Source organism: Streptomyces niveiscabiei (assembly GCF_001419795.1).
Taxonomy (GTDB): Bacteria; Actinomycetota; Actinomycetes; order Streptomycetales; family Streptomycetaceae; genus Streptomyces; species Streptomyces niveiscabiei.
Genome location: NZ_LIRL01001122.1, coordinates 1 through 6358, shown reverse-complemented (window position 1 = coordinate 6358; position 6358 = coordinate 1). Strand labels below are relative to the sequence as shown.

The window sequence follows — 6358 nt, the reverse complement described above, 5'->3', positions numbered from 1 at the left end:
GTACGGCTGTCGCGGCGGGTGAGTTGGCTGGCGCTGGGGGCGACGGTCGCCGGACGGATGTTGTGCAAACGGTTGCTGAAAAAGGGGGCCAGCGTATGAGCGGCGGGCTACTGGTCGCCGGGACCACCTCCGACGCCGGTAAGAGTGTCGTCACCGCCGGGATCTGCCGGTGGCTCGTGCGGCAGGGCGTGAAGGTCGCGCCGTTCAAGGCGCAGAACATGTCCCTCAACTCGTTCGTGACCCGCGAGGGTGCCGAGATCGGGCGGGCGCAGGCGATGCAGGCGCAGGCGTGCCGGATCGAGCCGACCGCGCTGATGAACCCGGTGCTGCTGAAGCCCGGCGGGGAGCGGAGCAGTCAGGTCGTGCTGATGGGGAAGCCCGTCGGCGAGATGGACGCGCGCCGGTATCACGGGGGCCGCCAGGAGCAGTTGCTCGGGACGGTGCTCGACTGCCTCGCCGAACTCCGGTCCACGCACGACGCGGTGATCTGCGAGGGCGCCGGTTCGCCCGCCGAGATCAACCTGCGGCGCACCGACATCGTCAACATGGGGATCGCACGCAACGCGGCGTTGCCGGTGCTGGTGGTCGGGGACATCGACCGGGGCGGCGTCTTCGCCTCGTTCTTCGGGACGGTCGCCCTGCTCTCGCCGGAGGACCAGGCCCTGGTCGCCGGGTTCCTGGTGAACAAGTTCCGCGGCGATGTGTCGCTGCTGGAGCCGGGGTTGGAGATGCTGCGCGGGCTGACCGGCCGGTCGGCGTACGGGGTGCTGCCGTTCCGGCCGGGCCTCGGGATCGACGAGGAGGACGGCATGGCGGTGTCCCTGCGGGGCGCCGTACGGGAGTCCTCGCTCGCGCCGCCGGTCGGGGACGAGATCCTCCGGGTCGCCGTCTGCGCCGTGCCGTTGATGTCGAACTTCACGGACGTGGACGCGCTGGCCGCCGAACCCGGCGTGGTGGTGCGGTTCGTGGACCGGCCGGAGGAGCTCGCGGACGCGGACCTGGTCGTCGTACCCGGAACCCGGGGGACGGTGAAGGCACTTGAGTGGCTTCGCGAGCGGGGGCTCGCAACGGCCTTGCTCCGACGGGCCGTTGACGGGCGACCGATCCTCGGGATCTGCGGCGGCTTCCAGTTGCTCGGGGAGCGCATCGAGGACGACGTCGAGTCGCGCGCCGGCGTCGTCGACGGGCTCGGACTGCTGCCCGTGCGGGTGCGGTTCGCCCGCGAGAAGACTCTGACCCGGCCGGTGGGCGAGGCCCTCGGGGAGCGGGTCGAGGGGTACGAGATCCATCACGGGGTCGCTTCCGTTCTTGGCGGGGACCCCTTCTTGGACGGCTGCCGAGTTGGCGCCGTCTGGGGTACGCACTGGCACGGTTCGCTGGAGTCGGACGGGTTCCGGCGGGCGTTCCTGCGCGAGGTGGCCGCCGCCGCGGGCCGCCGCTTCGTGCCCGCCGACGACACCTCGTTCGCCGCGCTGCGCGAGCAACAGCTCGATCTGCTCGGCGACTTGATCGAACAGCACGCGGACACAGACGCGCTCTGGCGGCTCATCGAGTCGGGAGCGCCGCAAGGACTGCCCTTCATCCCCCCGGGAGCGCCCGCATGAGCACAGTTTTGCTGTTGTCGACCGCCGACACGGACCTGCTGGCGGCGCGCGCCTCCGGCGCCCCGTACCGGATCGGGAACCCGACCCGGGTGGACGTCGCCGGGGAGCTTCCGGCGCTGATCGAGGGCGCCGACATCGCTGTCGTCCGGCTCCTGGGCGGCAAGCGGGCCTGGGAGGACGGGCTCGCGGCGCTCAGGTCGGCGGGGATTCCCACCGTGTTGCTGGGCGGCGAGGCCGTGCCGGACGCGGAGCTGATGGCGGAGTCGTCGGTGCCGGCCGGGGTCGTGGCGGAGGCGCTGCGCTACCTCGTCGAGGGCGGGTCGGCGAACCTCGTCGAGCTGGCCCGATTCCTCTCCGACACCGTCCTGTTGACCGGTGAGGGGTTCGAAGAGCCCCAGAAGATGCCGGAGTTCGGGATTCACGGGGAGCGTACTTCGGTCGAGGGCCGCCCCACCGTCGGTGTCCTCTTCTACCGGGCCCACGAGTTGAGCGGCAACACCGCCTTCGTCGACACCCTGTGCGACGCGATCGAGGCGCGCGGCGCCAACGCGCTTCCCGTGTACTGCGGTTCGCTGCGCGGCGCGGACGCCGGTCTTTACGAACTCCTGGGCGGGGCCGACGCGTTGGTGGCGACGGTCCTCGCGGCCGGCGGCACGCACGCCTCGGAGGCGTCGGCGGGCGGCGACGAGGAGGCGTGGGACATCGGCGCGCTCGCGGATCTCAACATCCCTGTGCTGCAAGGGCTTTGCCTCACGTCGTCGCGCGCGGCGTGGGACGAGTCGGACGCGGCCCTCTCCCCCATGGACGCGGCGATGCAGGTCGCGATCCCCGAGTTCGACGGGCGGATCATCACCGTCCCGTTCTCCTTCAAGGAGCAGGGCCCGGACGACGTCCCGGTGTACGTCGCCGACCCCGAGCGGGCCGGGCGGGTCGCCGGAATCGCTGTCAGGCACGCGCAGTTGAGGCACAAGCCGAACGCGGAGAAGCGCGTCGCGCTGGTCTTCACGGCGTACCCGACGAAGCACTCCCGGGTCGGCAACGCGGTCGGTCTGGACACGCCCGCTTCGGCGGTGCGGGTGCTGGACGCGCTGCGGGACGCCGGGTACGGGGTGAGCGGATACCCGTCCGAGGGCGACGAGTTGATCCACCGGCTCATCGAGGCCGGTGGGCATGACGTGGAGTGGCTGACCGAGGAGCAGTTGGCGTCGGCGCCCGCGCGGGTGCCGCTCGCCGACTACCAGGCGTGGTTCGACAAGCTGGACCCGGAGCTGCGGGACGCGATGACCGAGGCGTGGGGCGAGCCGCCGGGTTCGCTGTACGTCGACGGGGACGACATCGTCCTGGCCTCCCTCCAGTTCGGGAACGTCGTCGTGATGATCCAGCCGCCGCGCGGCTTCGGGGAGAACCCGATCGCGATCTACCACGACCCGGACATGCCGCCGTCGCACCACTACATGGCCGCGTACCGCTGGCTGGACAACTCTTTCGGCGCCGACGCGATCGTCCACATGGGCAAACACGGCACGATGGAGTGGCTGCCGGGCAAGGGCCTCGGCCTGTCCGGCGGTTGTGCTCCGGACGCGGTCCTCGGGGACCTGCCGCTGATCTACCCGTTCATCGTCAACGACCCCGGCGAGGGGACGCAGGCGAAGCGGCGCGGGCACGCGACCGTCGTCGACCACCTGGTGCCGCCGATGGCCCGCGCGGACACGTACGGGGACCTCGCGAAGCTGGAGCAGCTCCTCGACGAGTACGCCCTCGTGAGCGATCTCGACCCGGTGAAGGCGCCTGCGGTGCGGGCGCAGATCTGGACGCTCGTGAAGGCCGCCGAGCTCCATCACGACCTGCATGTCGACGAGCAGCCCGGCGACGACGACTTCGACGAGTTCGTCATGCACATCGACGGCTACCTGTGCGAGATCAAGGACGTGCAGATCCGCGACGGGCTGCACATCCTCGGCGGCGGGCCCGTCGACGAGGCGCGCGTGAACCTCGTCCTGGCCGTGCTGCGCGCCTCCCAGGTGTGGGGCGGGCAGGCCAACGCGCTGCCCGGTCTGCGGTCCGCCTTCGCTGCTCATTTCGGGCTGGTGGAGAAGGAGTTGCTGGCCGAGCCGGGTGCCGCGGTGAAGGTGCCGGTGGAGCTGAGCGAGCTGGTGGAGGGGCCCGCGCGGACCGCCGCCGACGCGATCGATCTGCTGGAGCAGCTGTGCCGGCGGGTCGCGCTCGGCATGGAGGAGCGGGAGTGGTCGTCAACTGCCGTTCCCGCGCTGGTGCGTGAGGTGCTCGGGACCGAACTGCCCGACGCCGTCGCCGTGCTGGAGTTCGCGTGCACCGAGGTCGTGCCGCGGCTGGCGCGTACGACGGACGAGATCGGGCACATCCTGCGTGCGCTGGACGGGGGTTACGTCCCCGCCGGGCCCTCCGGGTCCCCGACACGCGGGCTCGTCAACGTCCTGCCGACCGGCCGCAACTTCTACTCCGTCGACCCCAAGGCCATTCCCTCGCGGCTGAGTTGGGAGGTCGGGCAGGCGCTCGCGGACTCGCTCGTGCAGCGGTACCTGGCGGACACCGGGGAGTACCCGAAGTCCGTCGGCCTCACCGTCTGGGGCACCTCCGCGATGCGCACCCAGGGCGACGACATCGCCGAGATCCTCGCGCTGCTGGGCTGCCGTCCGGTGTGGGACGACGCGTCCCGCCGCGTCACCGGCTTCGAGGTCGTCCCCCTGGACGAGCTGGGCCGTCCCCGCATCGACGTCACCGTCCGCATCTCCGGCTTCTTCCGGGACGCGTTCCCGCACGTCGTGGGGCTCCTCGACGACGCCGTACGCGCCGTCGCGGACCTGGACGAGCCCGCCACGGGGAACTTCGTCAAGGCCCACGCCGACGAGGACACGGCCGAGCACGGCGACCGACGCCGGGCCACCGCCCGCATCTTCGGCTCCAAGCCGGGGGCGTACGGCGCCGGGTTGCTGCCGCTGATCGACGCGCGCAACTGGCGCTCCGACGCGGATCTCGCCGAGGTGTACGCGGTGTGGGGCGGTTACGCGTACGGGCGCGGGCTGGACGGGCGGGCGGCTCGGGGGGACATGGAGACGGCGTTCAAGCGGATCGCCGTCGCCGCGAAAAACGTGGACACGAGAGAGCATGACCTCGTCGACGCGGACGACTACTTCCAGTACCACGGCGGCATGGTCGCCATGGTCCGCCACCTGACCGGGGTCAACCCCGAGGCGTACGTGGGGGATTCGGCCACGCCGGACCAGGTGAAAACCCGCACCCTCGGCGAGGAGACCCACCGCGTGTTCCGCGCGCGCGTGGTCAACCCCCGCTGGATGGCGGCGATGCGGCGGCACGGGTACAAGGGCGCGTTCGAGATGGCCGCGACCGTGGACTACCTGTTCGGGTACGACGCGACGGCCGGTGTGGTCGACGACTGGATGTACGAGAAGCTCAGCGCCGAGTACGTCTTCGACCCGGAGAACCGGGACTTCATGAAGAAGTCCAACCCGTGGGCGCTGCGCGGGATCACGGAGCGGCTGCTCGAAGCCGCCGACCGCGGGCTGTGGGCGGAGCCCGACGCGGACACGCTGGAGCGGCTGCGTGCCACGTACCTGGAGCTTGAAGGCGACTTGGAGGGCGACCAGTGAGTACTCCGTTTCCGTTCACGGCAGTTGTGGGGCAGGACGATCTGCGGCTCGCGCTGCTGCTGAACGCCGTGTCTCCCGCTGTGGGGGGCGTGCTGGTGCGCGGGGAGAAGGGCACCGCGAAGTCGACTGCTGTGCGGGCGCTTTCGGCGTTGTTGCCTGCTGTGGATGTGGTGGCCGGGTGCCGGTTCTCGTGTGATCCTGCGGCTCCTGACGCGGCTTGTCCTGATGGGCCGCACGAGGCGGGCGGGGGGTCTCAACGGGCTGCCCGGATGGTCGAGTTGCCTGTCGGGGCGTCCGAGGACCGGCTGGTGGGCGCGCTGGACATCGAGCGGGCGCTTGCCGAGGGTGTGAAGGCGTTCGAGCCGGGGCTCCTCGCCGACGCTCATCGCGGGATTCTGTACGTCGATGAGGTCAACCTCCTGCACGACCACCTCGTGGACCTGTTGCTCGACGCCGCTGCCATGGGGGCCTCCTACGTCGAGCGCGAGGGCGTGTCCGTGCGGCATGCCGCTCGGTTCCTGCTCGTCGGGACCATGAATCCCGAAGAAGGCGAATTGAGGCCTCAACTGTTGGACCGGTTCGGGTTGACCGTCGAGGTCGCCGCGTCCCGGGAGCCCGATCAGCGGGTGGAGGTCGTGCGGCGGCGGCTCGCGTACGACGACAACCCCGCCGAGTTCTCGGCGCGTTGGGAAGGCGAGGAGGCTGCCGTACGGCAACGGATCGTTGCCGCGCGGGAGTTGTTGCCGTCGGTGCGGCTCGGGGACGGGGCGTTGCGGCAGATCGCGGCTACCTGTGCGGCGTTCGAGGTCGACGGGATGCGGGCCGACATCGTGATGGCGCGGACCGCGACCGCGCTGGCCGCGTGGGCGGGGCGGACCGAGGTGTTGGCGGAGGATGTGCGGCAGGCGGCGTTGCTGGCGTTGCCTCATCGTCGTAGGCGGAATCCCTTTGACGCGCCGGGACTTGATGAGGACAAGCTCGACGAGACGTTGGAGGAGTTCTCGGGGGAGTCTCCTGAGGACGATCCTGATCCGGACGGGCCCGGTGGGGGTGGTGGGCAGCCGTCGCCGCAGGACGGGCAGGGGGACGGCGGTGCCGCCGCTCAGC

At 71.0% G+C, this 6358-nt stretch carries 3 protein-coding genes; all 3 read left to right on the top strand.

What is annotated here, in order from left to right; translation table 11 throughout:
* Positions 1-95: 95 nt before the first annotated feature.
* A complete protein-coding gene (locus AOK24_RS40805) occupies positions 96-1604 on the top strand; it encodes a cobyric acid synthase (protein ID WP_055724958.1) in 1509 nt (502 codons plus the stop codon).
* Entirely contained in the window at positions 1601-5251 is a 3651-nt protein-coding gene (gene cobN, locus AOK24_RS40800) for a cobaltochelatase subunit CobN (protein WP_055724957.1), read from the top strand. The genes AOK24_RS40805 and cobN overlap by 4 nt, the downstream gene beginning before the upstream one ends.
* On the top strand, positions 5248-6358 hold a 1111-nt coding region (locus AOK24_RS40795), incomplete at its 3' end, for a magnesium chelatase ATPase subunit I (RefSeq protein ID WP_159052169.1). The genes cobN and AOK24_RS40795, both read left to right, overlap by 4 nt.

Coding starts and splice junctions, on each gene's coding strand:
- cobN (WP_055724957.1), top strand. CDS start 1,601: ATGAGCACAGTTTTGCTGTTGTCGACCGCCGACACGGACCTGCTGGCG.
- AOK24_RS40805 (WP_055724958.1), top strand. CDS start 96: ATGAGCGGCGGGCTACTGGTCGCCGGGACCACCTCCGACGCCGGTAAG.